A 15,487-nucleotide genomic window follows, 5' to 3' on the forward strand; every position below is an offset into this window, starting at 1 on the left:
GCAGAACACGCTTTCAGTACCGCTGGATGCAGGCCGCAGGGCCAGGCATTCCAGCCTTATTTTTTTGATATTTGATGAAACCAGAACTGTCCGTCGTCATCCCGGTTTACAACGAGGAATCCGGGCTCTCCAAATTGTTCGAGCGCCTTTACCCGGCGCTGGACGCCCTGGGCTACAGCTATGAAGTCATCTTCGTCAACGATGGCAGCCGCGACCGCTCCGCCGGCATCCTGGCCGAGCAATACCGCCTGCGCCCGGACGTGACGCGGGTGGTGCTGTTCAATGGCAACTACGGCCAGCACATGGCGATCATGGCGGGCTTCGAGGCCACCCGTGGCGAAGTGGTAGTGACGCTGGATGCCGACCTGCAGAATCCGCCGGAAGAAATCGGCAACCTGGTGGCCAAGATGCGCGAAGGCTACGACTACGTCGGCTCGATTCGCCGCAAGCGCCAGGATTCGGCCTGGCGCACCTACGCCTCCAAGGCCATGAACCGCCTGCGCGAGAAGATCACCCGCATCAAGATGACCGACCAGGGCAACATGCTGCGCGCCTATGGCCGCAACGTCATTGACCTGGTCAACCAGTGCCGCGAGGTCAATACCTTCGTGCCGGCCCTGGCCTACACCTTCTCGCGCAATCCGACCGAGATCGTGGTGGAACATGAAGAGCGCTCGGCCGGCGAATCGAAGTATTCCTTCTACAGCCTGATCCGCCTGAACTTCGATCTGGTCACCGGCTTCTCGCTGGTGCCGCTGCAATTCTTTTCGCTGCTGGGTATCGGGCTGTCGTTCGCGTCGGCGGCGCTGTTCATCCTGATCGTGCTGCGCCGCATGCTGATCGGTGCGGAAGTCGGTGGCGTCTTCACGCTGTTCGCCATCACCTTCTTCCTGATGGGCGTGATCCTGTTCTCCATCGGCCTGCTGGGCGAATACATCGGCCGCATCTACATGCAGGTGCGCTCGCGCCCGCGCTACGTGGTGCAGGCCATCCTTGAGCAATCCTCTTCAGAAGACAAGCAAGCCCTATGAACGCCGTCGTCTTTGCCTACCATGATGTGGGCGTCCGCTGCCTGAAGGTCTTGCTCGCGCGTGGCGTGCAGGTGTCGCTGGTGGTGACCCACGAGGACAGCGCTACCGAGAATATCTGGTTCGGTTCCGTGGCCGGCCTGTGCCGCGAACATGGCATTGCCTGCATCACCCCCGCTGACCCGCGCTCGCCGCAGCTGCTGGCGCAGTTGCAAGCGCTGCAGCCGGACTTCCTCTTCAGTTTCTACTACCGTCATATGCTGCCGGTGGAAGTGCTGGCCTGCGCCAGGCGCGGTGCCTACAACATGCACGGCTCGCTGCTGCCCAAGTATCGTGGCCGCGTCCCCATCAACTGGGCGGTGCTGCATGGCGAGAGCGAAACCGGCGCCACCCTGCATGAGATGACGGTCAAGCCCGACGCCGGTGCCATCGTGGCGCAGACTGCCGTACCGATTCTGCCGGACGATACCGCGCATGAAGTCTTTGGCAAGGTGGTCGTGGCGGCAGAAATGACGCTCTGGAACGTATTGCCGGCCATGCTGGCGGGCAATACGCCCAACCTGCCCAATGACCTCTCGCAAGGCAGCTACTTCAGTGGCCGCAAGCCGGAAGATGGCCGTATCGACTGGCGGCGTACCGCCGGCGAGGTCCATAATCTGGTGCGCGCGGTGGCCCCGCCCTATCCGGGTGCCTTCGAGGAAATCGCGGGTGATAAAATTACGGTCACGAGAACCCGGCTGGTTCCGCCGGCGGCCCATCCTGCGCTGCAGCGGGCCCACGGTACGCAAGACAAGTTCTTCGAAGGCGGCAAGTTGTACGCACGTTGTGGCGATGGCAACTTCCTCCAGATCTTGGGCATCCTGATCAATGATCAGGATGCTTCACTCAACAATTACCTGAAATACATGGCCTCCTGAAGTCCGGCCATTCACTAGCTCTCTACATTATGAAAAAAGTCCTCATTCTCGGCGTCAACGGCTTCATCGGCCACCACCTGTCCAAGCGCATTCTGGAAACCACGGACTGGCACGTCTATGGCATGGACATGATGACCGACCGCATCACCGACATTCTGGAAAACGAGGCCTACAAGTCGCGCATGCACTTCTTCGAGGGCGACATCACGATCAACCAGGAATGGGTGGAATACCACGTCAAGAAGTGTGACGTGATCCTGCCGCTGGTGGCCATCGCGACCCCGTCGACCTACGTGAACGCCCCGCTGCGCGTGTTCGAGCTGGACTTCGAAGCCAACCTGCCGATCGTGCGTTCGGCCGCCAAGTACAAGAAGCACCTGGTCTTCCCCTCGACCTCGGAAGTCTATGGCATGTGCCATGACGAGGAATTCGATCCGGAAGAATCCGAACTGATCTGCGGCCCGATCAACAAGCCGCGCTGGATCTACTCCTGCGCCAAGCAGCTGATGGACCGCGTGATCTGGGGCTACGGCATGGAAGCCGGCCTGAACTTCACCCTGTTCCGTCCGTTCAACTGGATCGGTGCCGGCCTGGACTCGATCCACACCCCGAAGGAAGGTTCGTCGCGCGTGGTGACCCAGTTCTTCGGCCACATCGTCCGTGGCGAGAACATCTCCCTGGTCGACGGCGGCCAGCAGAAGCGCGCCTTCACCTACATCGATGACGGCATTGACGCTCTGATGAAGATCATCGCCAACGAAGGCGGCGTGGCCTCCGGCAAGATCTACAACATCGGCAATCCGGTGAACAATTATTCCATCAAGGACCTGGCCGACATGATGCTCAAGCTGGCCGCCGAGTACCCGGAATACGCCGAGACCGCCAAGCAGGTCAAGCTGATCGAGACCACCTCCGCCGCCTACTACGGCAAGGGTTATCAGGACGTGCAGAACCGCGTACCCAAGATCACCAACACCTGCGACGAGCTGAACTGGGCCCCCAAGACCACCATGGCCGACACCCTGCGCAACATCTTCGATGCCTACCGCAGCCAGGTGGCTCAGGCACGTGCGCTGATGGATTGATTGGCCGCTGACTGACGATCTCATGCAAACCGCGCTTCGGCGCGGTTTTGCTTTTTCCGGCCATTTCCGTCTGGCTTGCGCCGGAACAGATCGCCGTCGTGACACCGTATTGCCCCGCATGCTGCGCTGCTGCATATTGTTCTATCCGGCGCAGGATGCTAGTCTCGCAACTTGTCGTCAGCCGCCGCAGTCCAACGCCCGGCGCACTACCCCGACAGTCAGCAGCACCATGGCGGCCCACCGCCGATCACCCTCTTTCCGGTCCAGCGAATTGCCCAAACTCACTCTCAAGATCGACGCCGATACCTACCGCGGCACCCGCGTGGGCGTCCCCAACCTGATCAACCAGCTGCGCCGCCATCGTGCCGGTGCCACCTTTCTGTTCTCGCTCGGGCCCGACCACACCGGCTGGGCGCTGAAGCAAATCTTCCGTCCGGGCTTCTTCAGCAAGGTCTCGCGCACTTCGGTGGTGGAACACTATGGCATCAAAACGCTGATGTACGGCACCCTGCTGCCCGCTCCCGACATCGGCAAGACCTGTGCCGATTTCATGCGCTCAGCCAGGGACGCGGGTTTCGAATGCGGCATCCATACCTGGGACCACCGGGTCTGGCAGGACGACGTTCGCACTGCCGACGCTCAGTGGACCGTGGAGACCATGCACAAGTCGCATGCCCGCTATCGCGAGATCTTCGGTGAGGCACCCCGTACGCACGGCGCTGCAGGCTGGCAGATGAACGATCACGCCTTCGTCCAGCTGGACCAGTTCGGCATGGCCTACTCCTCGGACGGCCGCTCGCAGCTGCGGGAAAACGGCAGCCTGGCCGATGCCGATGCCGGCCCGCATCGCCTGTCGGCCTTCGGCAAGCCGCTCTCCTGCGTGCAACTGCCCACCACCCTGCCCACGCTGGATGAAATCCTGGGCCGGGAGATCGGCGGCAAGATGATCGACGCAAGCAATGCTGCTGAATTTTTGCTTCAGTTGACCAAGGAACCCCGTGACCATGTCTTCACTCTTCACGCGGAGCTTGAAGGACAGAAACTCGGCCCCATTTTCGAACAATTGCTCACCGGCTGGCGTGCCCAAGGCTACGAACTGGTCTCCATGGGCGACTACTACCAGAGCATCAAGCATGACGTCCTGCCCATCCTGCCGATCGCCTGGGGCGAACTGCCCGGCCGGTCGGGCGAGATGATCGTGCAGGCCATGTAAGGCTGCACAGGATTTGATCATGGCTTCATGAGGGCCGGGAACCCCGGCCCGCCAACCATCCACCAACAAGACTTCACCTACGGGGCGCCACTTTGACAGACCGACCATCCCTCCTGAACAAGACCGTGCCGGACTTCTCGGCCGCCATGACCAGTGGCAAGACCTTCAACCTGGCCGACTATCGCGGCAAGAACCTGGTTCTGTATTTTTACCCCAAGGACAACACCCCCGGCTGTACCACCGAGGGCATGCAGTTCCGTGACCTGCATCCGCAATTCCAGGCCGCCAACACCGACATCTTCGGCATCAGCCGCGACAGCCTGAAGTCCCACGAAAACTTCAAGGGCAAGCTGGGCATGCCCTTCGAGCTGATCTCCGACCCCGATGAAACCCTGTGCACCATGTTCGACGTCATGAAGATGAAAAACATGTATGGCAAGCAGGTACGTGGCGTGGAGCGCAGCACGTTTGTGATTGACGCCGCAGGCAAAGTGGTGAAAGAATGGCGTGGAGTGAAGGTTCCTGCACACGTGGATGAGGTGCTGGCCTTCATCAAAACCCTGGCCTGAATGAAGTTCGACTCCTGAAACAGGCGGTCCGGTTGCTGCAGCGCAATAGCCCACCCGGCTGCTGCGCGCAGGGTCTGGACGGCAACGATCGATTCAGGCCGCGGCGCGGAGACCTGGCAAGTAGCTGCGACGCGTTCCAACCATGCGGTCAAACGATACAAGCCATTGAATTCAAACAGAAAAACGTTTGCTGGAAGCCGTTTCAGGTTAAGGCCCGAGGCCTGCCGAAACGGCTTTTTTACTTTTTACTTTGCCACCCCCGCCGTCCAGGCCAATCAAGCCCTCGCCCAACCCCTGTCTGCCCTCCGTACGGCAACGGCCGCTACGTTGCAGCACAGGTGCAAGGATTTCATTGGCATGCCCGGCCTTGCAGCAAGATCCCTCTCTTTGCTGTCTGATGTATTGCTTCACCTGTTCGCTCTGACAAAGCGGTGTTTTCTTCATCCACTTCCGAGGTCCTGATGCCCCTGCCCAAAATGCCGAGCAAACCAGCTTCGATGCTGTCTCCCGAGGACTATCCCAAGGCCGATCGCAACAAGCCCGTCAAACCGAACATCACTCTCGTTGAAACCTCCGCTCCCGTAGTTGCACCCCAAGCAGTTGCAGTTGCCGTTGCCGACGTCTCCGATACCAAGGTCACCGCGCCCCGCGCGCGCATCACCGGCAAGACTGCCGCCGTGGCCGAGAAACCGAAAGCCGCTCCCAAGAGCGCAGAAGCCCGACCCAAGTCGCCCACCAGCCGCGTGGCCGACAAGCTGGGCAAGTCCAAGCTGTTCGTGCTGGATACCAACGTGCTGATGCACGATCCGACCTCGCTGTTCCGCTTCGAGGAGCATGACATCTACCTGCCCATGGTCACGCTCGAAGAGCTGGACAACCACAAGAAGGGCATGTCCGAGGTGGCCCGCAATGCGCGCCAGATCTCGCGTTCGCTGGATGCGCTGGTGTCCGACGTGGCCGAGGATTCGATCGACCTGGGCATCCCGCTGGCCAAGCTGGGCAACAAGGATGCCAAGGGCCGCCTGTACTTCCAGACCAAGCTGCAGAACGCCGCCCTGCCGGAAGGCCTGCCCGAAGGCAAGGCCGACAACCAGATCCTGGGCGTGGTGCGCGCGCTGGACCAGCAGTATCCGGAACGTCCGGTGGTGCTGGTCTCCAAGGACATCAACATGCGCCTCAAGGCGCGTGCCATTGGCCTGCCCGCGGAAGATTACTTCAACGACCATGTGCTGGAAGATACCGACCTGCTGTATTCGGGCATCCAGCAGCTGCCGGATGACTTCTGGAACAAGCATGGCAAGGGCATGGAGTCCTGGCAGGAAAGCCGCCACGGCAGCAGCTACACCTACTACCGTGTCACCGGCCCCTATGTGCCCTCGCTGCTGGTCAACCAGTTCGTCTTCATCGAGCCCAAGAATGGTGAACCGGCCTTCTACGGCCAGGTCAGCCAGATCAACGGCAAGACTGCCGTGCTGCAGACCCTGCGCGACTTCGGCCACGCCAAGAACAGCGTCTGGGGCATCACTGCGCGCAACCGCGAGCAGAACTTCGCGCTGAACCTGCTGATGAACCCGGAGTGTGATTTCGTCACCCTGCTGGGCCAGGCCGGTACCGGCAAGACCCTGCTGGCACTGGCCTCGGGCTTGGCGCAAGTGCTGGAGACCAAGCTCTACAACGAAATCATCGTCACCCGCGTGACGGTGCCGGTCGGTGAAGACATCGGTTTCCTGCCGGGCACGGAAGAAGAGAAGATGGGCCCCTGGATGGGCGCCTTCGATGACAACCTCGAAGTACTCAACAAGTCCGATGGCGATGCCGGGGAATGGGGCCGCGCCGCGACCCAGGACCTGATCCGCTCGCGCATCAAGATCAAGTCGCTCAACTTCATGCGCGGCCGCACGTTCGTGAACAAGTTCTTGATCATCGACGAGGCCCAGAACCTGACGCCCAAGCAGATGAAGACCCTGGTCACCCGTGCCGGTCCCGGCACCAAGATCGTGTGTCTGGGCAACATCGCCCAGATCGACACGCCCTACCTGACCGAAGGCTCCAGCGGCCTGACCTATGTGGTCGACCGCTTCAAGGGCTGGGCGCACAGCGGGCATGTCACCCTGGCGCGTGGCGAACGCTCGCGCCTGGCCGATCACGCCAGCGACGTGTTGTAAGCACTTTTCTTCAGCATCAAAGCAAAAAGCCACGTGAAAACGTGGCTTTTTGCTTTTGGGCGGCCGCCGCGCTGGCAGCGACCATGAATGACGGCTTGTTACAGCACGTGCACGCCAATCCACCAGGCGATCGCCGCCACGAAGGCCGAGGCCGGAATGGTGAAGATCCAGGCCCAAACGATGTTGCTGGCCACACCCCAACGCACGGCCGACATCTTCTGCGCCGCGCCCACGCCGACGATGGCACCGGTGATGGTGTGGGTAGTCGAGACCGGAATGCCCAGGGCGGTGGCGATGAACAAGGTGATCGCACCGCCGGTTTCGGCGCAGAAACCGCCGACGGGCTTCAACTTGGTGATCTTCTGGCCCATGGTCTTGACGATGCGCCAGCCACCGAAGAGCGTACCGAGGCTGATGGCGCAGTAGCAGGAAATGATGACCCACATCGGCGGCGCATCCGGGGAGGAATAACCCGAAGCGATCAGCAGCATCCAGATGATGCCGATGGTCTTCTGCGCGTCATTGCCGCCGTGGCCCAGACTGTACATGGAGGCCGACAGCAGCTGCAGACGCCGGAACCAGCCATCGATCTTGCGTGGCGTGGAGCGGAAGAAGATCCACGACACCACGAGCATCATCAGGGAGCCAAAGACCAGGCCCAGCACGGGCGAGAGCACGATGAAGAGAATCGTCTTCAGCAGGCCCGCCGAAATCAGCGCGCCGGTACCGGCCTTGGCCACGGCCGCGCCAACCAGGCCGCCGATCAGGGCATGCGAGGACGAGGACGGGATGCCGTAATACCAAGTCACCAGGTTCCAGAAGATGGCCCCGATCAGGGCACCGAAGATGACGTACTGGTCAACGATGGCCGGTTCGATGGTGCCCTTGCCCACCGAAGCCGCCACGTGCAGTTGATGGAACACGAACACGGCCGCCAGGTTGAAGAAGGCGGCCATGGCCACGGCGGTCTGCGGACGCAGTACGCCCGTGGAGACCACGGTGGCGATCGCGTTGGCGGCGTCGTGGAAACCATTCATGAAGTCGAACAGCAGCGCCAGGACGATCAACAACGCGAGAATATGTAAGCTGATTTGGATTGTTTGCATGGGGGAAACCGTTGTGTGAAACCAGCGGCGTCCCCGTCGGAAATCGAGGGAATCGCCGCTACGCCGCGAGATCAGGCGTTTTCGACGATGATGCCTTCGATGATGTTGGCCACGTCTTCGCAGCGATCGGTGACGGTTTCCAGGATTTCGTAGATGGCCTTGAGCTTGATCAGGGTGCGCACGTCCGGTTCATCGCGGAACAGCTTGGACATGGCCGCACGCATGACGTGGTCGGCGTCGGATTCCAGGCGGTCGATTTCCTGGCAGATCGACAGGATCTGGCGCGAGTTGTCCATGTTCGACAGCAGGCCTACGGCGGCTTGCACCTTCTCCGCACAGGACAGGCACAGCTCGGCCAGGCGTTTGGCTTCCGGCGTGATGGCCTTGATGTCGTAGAGCGAGATGGTCTGGGCCGCATCTTCGAGCAGGTCCAGGATGTCATCCATGCGGGTGATCAGCTGGTGGATGTCATCGCGGTCCAGCGGCGTGATGAAGGTCTTGTGCAGCAGTTCGATGGCATTGTGCGTGACCTTGTCGGCTTCCTTCTCGACGGCTTCAATGGCGTGCACGCGAATTTCAAGGTCGTCGAAATTGGTCATCAGCGCCACCATTTCTTTCGCGCACTTGACCGCCAGCTCTGCATGCTGATTGAAAAGGTCAAAGAATTTGCCTTCAGTCGGCATCAATCGTCCAAACATTTTTCTCTCTCATCAATGGTTAGCGCTCATGTAAAGCGCCGTTTCGAACCGGCCTGCGGCTACCCCCTTGGAAGCCGGTACCCCGCCCTGCCGGTCCTGCACGAACGGCCTTGGGGACCGCTCGCCTTGCATGACACGGGCGGCCCGACGCCGCCCGTGATCCTTGTGCAGCGACACGCCCTGGTGGCGCGCCGCCGATGGCATCAGTCGCCGCCGTAAGGCTGCGCCAGATTGCCGATATAGTTGTCGTACTTGGTATACATCCCCAGGAAGGACAGACGAATGCTGCCGATGGGGCCATTACGCTGCTTGCCGATGATGATTTCCGCCGTGCCCTTGTCGGGCGAGTCCGGATTGTAAACTTCATCACGGTAAATGAACAAAATAACGTCAGCATCCTGTTCGATAGCGCCTGATTCGCGCAAGTCGGACATCACGGGACGCTTGTTGGGACGTTGTTCCAGCGAGCGGTTCAGCTGCGACAGCGCGATCACCGGGCAGTTGAGTTCCTTGGCCAGGCCCTTCAGGCTACGCGAGATTTCCGAGATTTCGGAGGCGCGGTTTTCAGAAGAGCTGCCACCGTTGCCCGACATCAGCTGCAGGTAGTCGATGATGATCAGGCCCAGCTTGCCGCATTGGCGCGCCAGGCGGCGCGAACGTGCGCGCAATTCGATGGGCGACAGCGCCGGCGTTTCGTCGATGTAGAACTGCGCATCGTTCATCTTCTGGATGGCGTGCGTCAGGCGCGGCCAGTCTTCGTCCAGCAGGCGGCCGGTACGCAGGCGGTGCTGGTCCAGGCGTCCGACTGAACCCAGCATACGCATGGCCAGCTGCGCGCCACCCATTTCCATGGAGAACACGGCTACCGGCAGGCCCGACTCGATGGCGACATGTTCGCCGATGTTGATCGAGAAAGCCGTTTTACCCATGGAAGGACGGCCGGCGACGATGATCAGGTCGCCCGGCTGCAGGCCGGAGGTCATCTTGTCCAGATCCATGAAACCGGTCGGAACGCCGGTGATGTCGCTGGTATTGTCGCGATTGTAAAGTTCGTCGATGCGCTCGACCACTTGCGTGAGCAGCGGCTGGATTTCCATGAAGCCCTGAGAGCCGCGCGACCCTTCTTCGGCGATGGCGAAGATCTTGGATTCGGCCTCGTCCAGCATGGACTTCACATCCTTGCCCTGCGGATTGAAGGCATTGCCGGAAATCTCGTCGGCCACGGTGATGAGCTTGCGCAGAATGCCGCGATCACGGACGATCTCGGCATAGCGGCGGATGTTGGCCGCAGAAGGCGTGTTTTGCGCCAGTGCATTCAGATAAACCAGCCCGCCCACCTCTTCGGCCTTGCCGCTGGTGGACATGGCTTCATAGACGGTAATGACGTCGGCCGGCTTGGTACTGTTGATGAGCTTGACGATGTGCTCGAAGATGATGCGGTGATCGTAGCGGTAAAAGTCTTCAGCGCTGACGAAGTCGGCGATACGGTCCCAGGCTGCGTTGTCCAGCAGCAGGCCGCCCAGCACCGATTGCTCGGCCTCGATGGAGTGGGGCGGCACGCGGAGCGCATCGATCTGGGGATCGGATGACTCTCTCTGGCCACGGAAAAATTCTGGATTGCCGCGGGACGATTCTTTCATGGCGCGCATTATAACCTGCTGATGTGAAGCCGTAGGTCCGGCCGAACGTTTTTGCACGGCCAGATGCTTCATGCGAACGAATGCAATATGAAGCCATTGACAAGCCGCGCCATGACGATGACCAGTGGCGGCGTGTCTTGGTACAACTGACAATAAAAAAGCCAGGCGAACCCGGCTTTTCTATTGCAAAACGAATTGCAGCAAACAGGCGTATTACGCTTGCTCGCCCTTGACTGCGATGGTGACATCGACCACCACGTCGGTGTGCAGAGCCACCGACACGGGGTGTTCGCCAACGGTCTTCAGCGGGCCGTTGGGCAGGCGCACTTGCGACTTCTCGACAGCAAAACCCTTCTTGCCCAGGGCTTCAGCGATGTCGAAGTTGGTCACGGAACCGAACAGACGACCGTCAACGCCGGCCTTCTGCGACACTTCCACGGTAGCGCCAGCCAGCTTTTCGCCTTGGGCTTGGGCAGCGGCCAGCTTCTCGGCGGCAGCCTTTTCCAGGTCAGCGCGCTTGGCTTCGAATTCAGCGATGGCTGCATCGGTAGCGCGGCGGGCCTTGCGTTGGGGGATCAGGAAGTTGCGTGCGAAACCGTCCTTGACGCGCACGACATCACCCAGACCGCCGAGATTCACGATTTTTTCCAACAGAATGACTTGCATGTTTTTCTCCTATTTCTCGACGCTGATTAGGCGTTGTGCAGATCGGTGTACGGCAGCAGAGCCAGGTAACGCGCGCGCTTGATGGCGGTGTCAACTTGACGCTGGTAGTGGGCCTTGGTACCGGTCAGGCGTGCCGGCATGATCTTGCCGTTTTCCTGGACGAAGTCCTTCAGGGTGTCCACGTCCTTGTAATCGACCTGTTCAACGCCAGCGGCGGTGAAACGGCAGAATTTCTTGCGCTTGAACAGCGGGTTTTGCTGTTGGCGCTTGTTTTTCAGCTTGCTTTTATCGAACTTTTTACCGAATGCCATGGTTGGCTCCTGTATCTAAAAATTGGGTAAGGTCTGTTTGGCTACCTTGCGCCGCTCAATCCGGCGCGACCGGGCCAAAATCAACGATATGAAACACGACGCTCTTGCTGTTGCGATTCCTGCGGGCCAAAAAGCCGGTGAACCGGAAGACTTCACCCAGTGCCGCCCTGTTGAGCGCACCGGAGATTTCCCCCGCTGCCAGCGCCGCGATCTCGAATTCGACCTGACGCTTCATGCCAGCCTCCGTCTGCTCCGACTGATGCTGCAACCTGGCAGTGACAATCGGGATACCGGCCGGCGTATAACGTAGGACATCACGTTCTGCCAGGCTGGCGATGACTTGAAACTGGTTCACTCTCCGCGATGTTCGCAGCGCTTAAGCTGCCGGAGCTTCGGTACGGCTCTTGGCCGCGTCTTCCTTCTGCACTGCCTTCAGGATGGGGGAAGGACCGGTTTCGGCCTTCTTCATCTTGACGGTCAGGTGGCGCAGGACGGCGTCGTTGAACTTGAAGCCGGTTTCGATTTCAGCCAGCGTTTCGCTGTCGACTTCGATGTTCAGGCAGACGTAGTGAGCCTTGGCCAGCTTCTGGATCTGGTAAGCCAGTTGGCGACGGCCCCAATCTTCGACACGGTGGACCTTGCCGCCGCGGGTGGTGACGATTCCCTTGTAACGCTCGATCATCGCCGGCACTTGCTCGCTTTGGTCCGGGTGGACGATAAATACGATTTCATAATGACGCATGTAGACTCCTTATGGACTTATTGAAGACGCCCACCCCGGCGTCAAGACGGGTGTGGGAAGAGGAAAACCAGAGATCATACTAGGTTTCCGTCCTGACAGCAATGCCGGCGTCACGGCACTGCGGCCGCGGGGCCACAACGCGGACCGTGCACATCGCCGCCAGCGGCTCAAAACCAGATTCTTCAGTTGCAGCGCGCTCTATATAAATGAGAAAGCTTGCCTTTTCCGCCCCGGAATATGCATGTTGCCGTTGACACAAGGATTGCACCTGTATAAAAATACAGACTGTTCATCCAGACAGCCTTCCCTCCGAGAAAGGCCACCCTCATGCTCAAACTGACTGCGCGCCAGGAACAGATCCTGAACCTGATCAAGAACGCCATCGAGAACACCGGCTTCCCTCCCACGCGTGCAGAGATCGCTGCCGAGTTGGGCTTCCGTTCCGCCAACGCCGCCGAAGAGCATCTGCAGGCCTTGGCCCGCAAGGGCGCCATCGAGATTTCCCCCGGCACCTCGCGCGGCATCCGCCTGCGCGAATCAGGTACCACAGGCATCAGTACTGCACGCCAGATGGCCCTGCCCCATCCCGCCCTGATGCAGCTGAGCCTGCCGCTGATCGGGCGCGTCGCAGCGGGCTCCCCCATCCTGGCCCAGGAACACGTGGAAAAGACTTACCAGGTCGACCCGGCCATGTTCCCGGCCAAGCCCGACTACCTGCTCAAGGTGCGCGGCATGTCCATGCGCGACGCCGGCATCCTGGACGGCGACCTGCTGGCCGTGCGGCGCGCCGACCAGGCGCGCAATGGCCAGATCGTGGTGGCCCGCCTGGCTGACGAGGTCACGGTCAAGCGCTACCAGAAGAGCGGCAGCGTCATCACCCTCTTCCCCGAGAATCCGGAATTCGAGCCCATCATCGTCAAGCCGGAAGACGACCAGTTTGCACTCGAAGGACTGGCCGTGGGATTGCTGCGCAGCTGGAACTGAATTCGGGGCGGCGCGCAGGCCCGACCGCCGGAAAGACGCTGCCAGCGGCGACTGATCGCTTGTTTATGCATGAACCTCCGCTTAAAACGGAGGTTTTTTGCTTTCTATTTAGCTCTTCACCTGTGACCGGTTACGCATATCATCCTTGCTGGACAGCTATGCCCGGCGCAATGGATGCGCCCAACCAAGAGGACCCTTTTCGATGTCGACGCGCAAGAGCAGCAACAAGCACGGCAAACATATTCCGGCCCCAGCGGCCGCCAAGTCCAACCTGCAGGATCTGCTGGACGTTCGCAAATGTCTGGACCTGCTCGACAATCGCAAGACCGAGGAAGCCAAGGCGATCTGTACAGCCGTATTGGCCCGCGCCCCCAATCTGGTGTTTGCCAACCACGCACGCGGACTGATCGCCATGCAGGAAGGCCAGTTCGCGCAAGCCGAGCAATACCTGCGCAAGGCCATCGAGGCCGATCCGAACAACGCCGAATACCTCAGCAACCTGGCCGGCACGGTGCTGAGCCAGGATCGCATCGACGAGTCCATCGCCATCTACGAGCGCGCCATCGCCATCGACAAGGAAAACCGGGCGGCACGCATCGGCCTGGCCAATGCCCTGCACGAAAAGAACGATCCGGAAGCCTCGATCAAATACTTCGAGGATGCGGCCCGGCGTGAACCCAACGCACCGGGCCCGCTGTCGCACCTGGGCCGCGCCCTGATCGACGCACGGCGCTTTGACGAGGCGGTCGCCACGATTCTGAAGTCGCTCGAATACCAGATCAATTTCGCTCCCTCCCACACCGCCCTGGGCGAAGCCTTTCATGCCATGGAGATGTACAAGGAGGCCGTGGAGTCCCACAAGACCGCCATCCTGCTCGATCCCCAGGACACCTACGCCCACAACAAGATCGCCGATAGTTATCTGAAAATCAACAAGATCGAAGAAGCCCACGAACACCTGCTGCGCGTCATCGAGATCGCCCCCAAGGATCCGAATGGCTACGTCAAGCTCGGTTCAAGCTACTTCAACACGGGCGACCGCTTCGACGATGCCATGCGCATGTTCAAGCAGGCCCTGGCGCTGGACCCCAAGCACGCCCTCACCTACAACAACATCGGCGCGATCCAGCACGATCATGGTGATTATGACGATGCGCTCGGCAATTTCCGCACGGCATTGGCGCTGCGGCCGAATTACCCGACCGCCAAGCACAACCTGGCACTGACCCTGTTGCTGCGCGGACAGTTCGAGGAAGGCTGGGAGTGCCACGAGAGCCGCCTCACCACCAAGGAACGCGCCCACGTCTACCGCCTGATCCACAAGCTGTTCGAGGTCATTCCGAAATGGGATGGCAAGTCCTCGCTGGCGGGCAAGCGCATCCTGCTGATGCACGAGCAAGGCTTTGGCGACAGCATCCAGTTCCTGCGCTATGCCCGCTTGCTCATGGAGCAAGGTGCCAGCGTGGCGCTGCATGTGAAGAATCCTCTGTACCGCCTGTTCCAATCCTTCACACCGGCAGTGACACTGGTGCGCGAAAGCGATCCCCTGCCACCCTGCGACTGCGCCTATGTGCTCATGAGCCTGCCCTATGCCCTGCGCACCCATAGCGTAGAGGATATCCCGCGCTATGCGGAAGGCTATCTGTCTGCCGATGCGTCGCTGGCGGCGCACTGGAAGCAGAAGATTTCCACCTTGACACGATCAGCGGACAATCTGCGCGTCGGCATCGTCTGGGGCGGCAATCCGGAGCATGGCAATGACCGCCATCGTTCGATTCCACTGGACAAATTCAAGCAATTGTTTGAAGTCCCCAAGATGGAATTCTACTCATTGCAAAAAGGCAAGCCTGCCGACGGCCTGAAGGACTTGCCAGCCGATTGGCCCGTCTTTGACCTGGGCAATGAGTGCCAAGACTTCGCCGATACCGCTGCCGCCATCAGCAATCTTGACCTGGTCATCTGCGTGGATACCTCGGTGGCCCACCTGGCCGGAGCACTAGGCCACCCCACCTGGGTACTGCTGCCGCATGTCCCCGACTGGCGCTGGCTCAACGACCGCGATGATTCCCCGTGGTATCCCGGCATGCGCCTGTTCCGCCAGCCGGCAGTCAGTGATTGGGACTCGGTCCTGAAAAAGGTTGGCGAAGAATTAACGCTGCTGCAACATAAGAAAGCCCAAGGCTGAGCTGGCAAGGAGCGCCCAGCCACTGCAGGAAACCGCCCTTCCCGGGCGGTTTTTGCTTTTCGGAACATTTTTCTTGGCCGCAACAGCAATTTTCCTAAAGTTTTTGGAATTGCCGTCGAAAAAGGATTTGCTTGGAGTTTCAAAGCACGCAGTTTTAGTTCGGAAAGCCTTGAAAAAG

At 60.2% G+C, this 15,487-nt stretch carries 15 protein-coding genes; 8 read left to right on the top strand and 7 right to left on the bottom strand.

All coding sequences use genetic code 11. From position 1 onward, the window contains the following. The first annotated feature begins 74 nt into the window (after positions 1-74). From MKD49_RS09695 to MKD49_RS09720, 6 genes are all read left to right on the top strand, one after another. Complete coding sequence (locus MKD49_RS09695) at positions 75-1,031, top strand: glycosyltransferase (protein WP_034330258.1); 957 nt, start codon at positions 75-77, stop codon at positions 1,029-1,031. Next, complete coding sequence (locus MKD49_RS09700; protein WP_252696172.1) at positions 1,028-1,945, top strand: formyltransferase; 918 nt, start codon at positions 1,028-1,030, stop codon at positions 1,943-1,945. The genes MKD49_RS09695 and MKD49_RS09700 overlap by 4 nt, the downstream gene beginning before the upstream one ends. Positions 1,946-1,974: 29 nt before the next feature. Further along, a complete protein-coding gene (locus MKD49_RS09705; protein ID WP_252696173.1) occupies positions 1,975-3,030 on the top strand; it encodes a bifunctional UDP-4-keto-pentose/UDP-xylose synthase in 1,056 nt (351 codons plus the stop codon). Positions 3,031-3,301: 271 nt separating this feature from the next. Next, positions 3,302-4,243 carry a xylanase gene (locus MKD49_RS09710; RefSeq protein ID WP_252696174.1) on the top strand — a complete coding sequence of 314 codons (942 nt, stop codon included), beginning with the start codon at positions 3,302-3,304 and terminating at the stop codon, positions 4,241-4,243. A 92-nt stretch (positions 4,244-4,335) separates the two neighbouring features. Further along, positions 4,336-4,812, top strand: a complete 477-nt coding sequence (locus tag MKD49_RS09715; RefSeq protein WP_084320196.1) for a peroxiredoxin — start codon at positions 4,336-4,338, stop codon at positions 4,810-4,812. A 461-nt stretch (positions 4,813-5,273) separates the two neighbouring features. Continuing rightward, positions 5,274-6,977, top strand: a complete 1,704-nt coding sequence (locus MKD49_RS09720; protein ID WP_199725020.1) for a PhoH family protein — start codon at positions 5,274-5,276, stop codon at positions 6,975-6,977. A gap of 98 nt (positions 6,978-7,075) precedes the next feature. On the opposite strand, the gene MKD49_RS09725 is transcribed toward MKD49_RS09720, so the two are convergent. The 7 genes from MKD49_RS09725 to rpsF form a co-directional block, all read right to left on the bottom strand. After that, positions 7,076-8,083: an inorganic phosphate transporter gene (locus MKD49_RS09725; RefSeq protein WP_039788418.1), complete on the bottom strand. Its 1,008-nt coding sequence runs from the start codon at positions 8,081-8,083 to the stop codon at positions 7,076-7,078. Positions 8,084-8,154: 71 nt separating this feature from the next. Then, a complete protein-coding gene (locus tag MKD49_RS09730) occupies positions 8,155-8,781 on the bottom strand; it encodes a DUF47 domain-containing protein (RefSeq protein ID WP_034330265.1) in 627 nt (208 codons plus the stop codon). Between the two features lie 203 nt (positions 8,782-8,984). Then, complete coding sequence (locus MKD49_RS09735) at positions 8,985-10,430, bottom strand: replicative DNA helicase (RefSeq protein ID WP_121039791.1); 1,446 nt, start codon at positions 10,428-10,430, stop codon at positions 8,985-8,987. A gap of 204 nt (positions 10,431-10,634) precedes the next feature. Beyond that, a complete protein-coding gene (gene rplI / locus MKD49_RS09740) occupies positions 10,635-11,087 on the bottom strand; it encodes a 50S ribosomal protein L9 (protein ID WP_121039788.1) in 453 nt (150 codons plus the stop codon). Positions 11,088-11,113: 26 nt separating this feature from the next. Continuing rightward, the gene (gene rpsR, locus MKD49_RS09745) at positions 11,114-11,398 is read right to left on the bottom strand and encodes a 30S ribosomal protein S18 (protein WP_006462643.1); all 285 of its coding nucleotides are present in this window, start codon (positions 11,396-11,398) and stop codon (positions 11,114-11,116) included. 55 nt (positions 11,399-11,453) lie between these two features. Further along, on the bottom strand, positions 11,454-11,753 hold the full coding sequence (gene priB, locus MKD49_RS09750; RefSeq protein ID WP_121039785.1) for a primosomal replication protein N: 300 nt from the start codon (positions 11,751-11,753) through the stop codon (positions 11,454-11,456). A gap of 21 nt (positions 11,754-11,774) precedes the next feature. Beyond that, positions 11,775-12,140, bottom strand: coding sequence for a 30S ribosomal protein S6 (gene rpsF, locus MKD49_RS09755; RefSeq protein ID WP_006462645.1), 366 nt, complete (start codon positions 12,138-12,140; stop codon positions 11,775-11,777). 327 nt (positions 12,141-12,467) lie between these two features. Between rpsF and lexA the strand changes: the two genes are divergently transcribed. Beyond that, positions 12,468-13,124, top strand: coding sequence for a transcriptional repressor LexA (gene lexA, locus MKD49_RS09760; RefSeq protein WP_034332791.1), 657 nt, complete (start codon positions 12,468-12,470; stop codon positions 13,122-13,124). A 202-nt stretch (positions 13,125-13,326) separates the two neighbouring features. Then, on the top strand, positions 13,327-15,309 hold the full coding sequence (locus MKD49_RS09765) for a tetratricopeptide repeat protein (RefSeq protein WP_209580665.1): 1,983 nt from the start codon (positions 13,327-13,329) through the stop codon (positions 15,307-15,309). Positions 15,310-15,487 lie beyond the last annotated feature (178 nt).

The organism is Herbaspirillum sp. WGmk3 (assembly GCF_023952535.1).
GTDB classification, from domain to species: Bacteria; Pseudomonadota; Gammaproteobacteria; order Burkholderiales; family Burkholderiaceae_D; genus Herbaspirillum; species Herbaspirillum huttiense.

Bases quoted from the DNA above. Each gene is read 5' to 3' on its own strand.
- rpsF (WP_006462645.1), bottom strand. From the start codon at position 12,140: ATGCGTCATTATGAAATCGTATTTATCGTCCACCCGGACCAAAGCGAG.
- MKD49_RS09765 (WP_209580665.1), top strand. From the start codon at position 13,327: ATGTCGACGCGCAAGAGCAGCAACAAGCACGGCAAACATATTCCGGCC.
- rpsR (WP_006462643.1), bottom strand. From the start codon at position 11,398: ATGGCATTCGGTAAAAAGTTCGATAAAAGCAAGCTGAAAAACAAGCGC.
- MKD49_RS09695 (WP_034330258.1), top strand. From the start codon at position 75: ATGAAACCAGAACTGTCCGTCGTCATCCCGGTTTACAACGAGGAATCC.
- MKD49_RS09725 (WP_039788418.1), bottom strand. From the start codon at position 8,083: ATGCAAACAATCCAAATCAGCTTACATATTCTCGCGTTGTTGATCGTC.
- rplI (WP_121039788.1), bottom strand. From the start codon at position 11,087: ATGCAAGTCATTCTGTTGGAAAAAATCGTGAATCTCGGCGGTCTGGGT.
- MKD49_RS09700 (WP_252696172.1), top strand. From the start codon at position 1,028: ATGAACGCCGTCGTCTTTGCCTACCATGATGTGGGCGTCCGCTGCCTG.
- MKD49_RS09720 (WP_199725020.1), top strand. From the start codon at position 5,274: ATGCCCCTGCCCAAAATGCCGAGCAAACCAGCTTCGATGCTGTCTCCC.
- MKD49_RS09705 (WP_252696173.1), top strand. From the start codon at position 1,975: ATGAAAAAAGTCCTCATTCTCGGCGTCAACGGCTTCATCGGCCACCAC.
- MKD49_RS09730 (WP_034330265.1), bottom strand. From the start codon at position 8,781: ATGTTTGGACGATTGATGCCGACTGAAGGCAAATTCTTTGACCTTTTC.
- lexA (WP_034332791.1), top strand. From the start codon at position 12,468: ATGCTCAAACTGACTGCGCGCCAGGAACAGATCCTGAACCTGATCAAG.
- MKD49_RS09735 (WP_121039791.1), bottom strand. From the start codon at position 10,430: ATGCGCGCCATGAAAGAATCGTCCCGCGGCAATCCAGAATTTTTCCGT.